At 64.3% G+C, this 3,423-nt stretch carries 2 protein-coding genes; both read right to left on the minus strand.

Annotated elements, in window-relative coordinates:
* Nucleotides 1-19 precede the first annotated feature (19 nt).
* Entirely contained in the window at nucleotides 20-1,579 is a 1,560-nt protein-coding gene (locus WAZ62_RS09050; RefSeq protein WP_422643200.1) for an FAD-dependent oxidoreductase, read from the minus strand.
* 156 nt (nucleotides 1,580-1,735) lie between these two features.
* Nucleotides 1,736-3,423: DNA translocase FtsK (locus WAZ62_RS09055; RefSeq protein WP_422643201.1), on the minus strand; the 1,688-nt coding region annotated here is incomplete at its 5' end.

Consider the following 3,423-nt stretch of genomic DNA (forward strand, 5'->3'; position numbering starts at 1 on the left):
GTGCCAGCCCGCCACGCCTTTAGATGATTGCGCCCCAGTTCAGCAGGCGCGAGCGGACACCGGAGGCGTCGACCCGCTGCACGGTCGATTTCCCCTGGACCGCGCGCGCGGCGATGATGCCGGCGGCTTCGCCGGCTTTCATATAGGCCGGCTCCATGCGGTAGCTGCAGTTGGCGATCCGGCTGACCGAAGCGCAGACCGGCACGATGAGATTGGTGCAGTGGTTCTTGTCCGGCAGGAAGGCGCGCATGGGCACCTGGTAGCGCTTGATGGACTTATAGCCCTCGACGTCGGAGATGCGGGCCCCCTCGATGATCATCTCGCCGTTCGGCCCCTCGAGGTATTGCACCGAATGGCCGTCGATGCCGTAACTCCAGGACAGCATGGCGTCGCTGAATACCGCGCCGGCATTGAGGTCCTGCTGCTTCAGCTTGTACATCCCCCACAGACGCCGCGATTCCCGGATGTACATCTGGCGCGGCCAGTTGCCGCTGTGCTCGAACTCGCTGGACGCCAGGCCCCATTCGTTGATCGAGTCGCGGAAATATTTGGGTACGCGGGGATCGTTGCCGTAGAAGTACAACCGCCCGGCGGCATAGGTCTTGTGAAAATCGGTGATCGCCTTGCGCTGCGCCCGGTTGGCCAGCGTGTATCCCCAGTTCTCTCCCACGGGTTCGTCGTTGTTGCGGTCGACCTTCTTGGTCCCGGCCAGGGTCGTGCCGGCGTGGAAGCCCTCACGCGATATCGCCCGCTGAAGATCGAGCAGATACCAGTCGGCGTTGTAGCGCGGCGGCTTCTTGAAGCGTATCCGGTCGTGTGGGTCATTGGTCAGGCAGGTGCGGTAGCTATAGGACATGACCCCCGCGTCCGCATCGCCGACCGCCAGCCGCTTGGGATAGGGCTTGATCAACGGGATCAGTCGGCCGGAGGAATCCCGCGCCTTGATCTTGGAAACGACGCGCTGGGCAACGCCAAAACCGGCCATGGACTCGCCGAATTTCTTGCGGCTGTCCCGGCCGACTTCGAACAATACCCCCGCCGCCGCCATGAGGTCGCCTTCATAGGTGCAGTCGATGAAGACGTCACCGTCGATCTGCGTGCCGTCCTCGAGAAACAGAGACTTGATCGCCGTACCTTCCTTCAGCAGCGGGCGGCGCTCGTCGAACTCGCGCTGGAAAAAGGGCACATTCGATTCGTCGAGCACGTCAAGGAAGAACTTCAGCGCCGCGTGAGGCTCGAACTGATAGGAATAGGGTTTGCCATAGACCTTGCCCATGGCCTTGTAGAAGCGGGCCGTAAGGCCGCCGAGCTTGTTGTCTTCGAGCGATTTACTGTGCGTGACATCGGAATGGCCAAGGCCGTTGGCGGTAACACCGCCCGTCGCCGTGGGGCCGGCGACCAAGGCCACTTTCATCCCTTCGCGCGCTGCGGCATAGGCCGCGAAAAGACCCGAAAAGGAAGCGCCGTAGACGACCACCTGAAAGCGCCTGGCACTCGCCCCCCAGGCGGAAGGCACCCCCAGCAGAAAAGTGCTCGTCCCCAGAGTGGTCAGAAATGAACGCCGCGAATAATCCATCATGCCCACTCGCAAAAAAGACAGACCCACCGAGCATCACACGGATCCCGATTGGTCAACGGTGCTGTCTTTCTGCGAGGATTTCAACCGAAAACATATTCCGGCAATATCATTTCACCAATCTGTAGCGTCTCTCCATCGCGCTTCTCGCGTGCCGGCTTACAGCACCCGCTCCCCGGCCTCGTTGATCAGGACCTCGCGCTTGCCGACGTGGTTCGGCTTGCCGACGATGCCGGCGTCTTCCATCTGTTCGATGATGCGGGCGGCGCGGTTGTAGCCGATCTGCAGATGGCGCTGGATGAAGCTGGTCGAGGCCTTGCCCTCGCGTGCGACGATGGCGACCGCGCGGTCGTAGAGGTCGTCGCCCGTGCCCGCCGCGCCGCCATCTTCCAGGGCTTCCATGCCCTCCGGCTCCTCGGTCACCGCCTCGACATAGTCGGGCACGCCCTGCGCCTTGAGGAAGGCGATGACGTCTTCCACTTCCTGATCGGAGCAGAAGGGACCATGGACGCGGGTGATGCGCCCGCCGCCGGCCATGTAGAGCATGTCGCCCTGGCCGAGCAGCTGTTCCGCGCCCTGTTCGCCCAGGATGGTGCGGCTGTCGATCTTGGAGGTGACCTGGAACGAGATCCGCGTCGGGAAATTCGCCTTGATCGTGCCGGTGATGACATCGACCGAGGGACGCTGGGTCGCCAGGATCAGATGCATCCCGGCGGCGCGCGCCATCTGGGCGAGGCGCTGGATCGCGCCTTCGATGTCCTTGCCGGCGACCATCATCAGATCGGCGAATTCGTCGACGATGATGACGATGAAGGGCAGGGGCTCGAGCGCGATCGCCTGTTCCTCGAAGATCGGCTTGCCGGTCGAGGCTTCGAAGCCGGTCTGCACCGTGCGCTTCAATTCCTCGCCCTTGGCCTTGGCCTCGGCGATGCGGGCGTTGTAGCCGGCGATATTGCGGACACCGAGGCGCGACATCTTGCGATAACGGTCCTCCATCTCGCGCACGGCCCATTTCATGGCGACCACGGCCTTGGCCGGCTCGGTCACCACGGGGGCGAGCAGATGGGGAATCCCCTCGTAGACCGAGAGTTCGAGCATCTTGGGATCGACCATGATCAGCTTGCACTGGTCCGGCGGCAGCCGGTAGAGCAGCGACAGGATCATGGTGTTGACCGCGACCGACTTGCCCGAACCGGTGGTGCCGGCGACGAGAAGATGCGGCATCCGGGCAAGGTCGGCGACGATCGGCGCGCCGCCGATATCCTTGCCGAGGGCGATGGTCAGGGCCGAGGCGGTTTTTTCATATTCCTGCGACGACAGGATTTCCGACAGCCACACCGTCTCGCGCTTCACGTTCGGCAATTCGATGCCGATGGCGTTCCGCCCCGGCACCACCGAGACGCGGGCCGAGATCGCGCTCATCGAGCGGGCGATATCGTCGGCGAGGCCGATCACCCGGGCCGATTTGGTGCCCGGCGCGGGTTCGAGTTCATAGAGCGTGACAACCGGGCCGGGGCGCACCTTCACGATATTGCCGCGCACGCCGAAATCATCGAGCACGGATTCGAGCAGGCGGGCGTTGGTCTCCAGCGCCGCCTCGTCGATCGCTTCCGATTCCCGCCTGGGCGCGGGTTTCAGCAGCGAGAGCGGCGGCAGCTGATACTGGCCCTCGGTCACGCCGAGATCGAGCGCGGCCTGGCTTTCCTCGAGCGCGCGCTTGCCCGGCTTCGCCACCTTGGACGGGGACTCGACGATGCGCCGGCCCTCGGGGGGAGGCTCGGCGACGACGGATTCGGCCGCGGCGGAACGGGCTTCCACGGGGCCGGCGAGGGGGACGGCGAGCGGGG

Origin of the sequence: Zavarzinia sp. (assembly GCF_049306435.1) — a bacterium.
In the GTDB taxonomy this organism is placed as follows: Bacteria; Pseudomonadota; Alphaproteobacteria; order Zavarziniales; family Zavarziniaceae; genus Zavarzinia.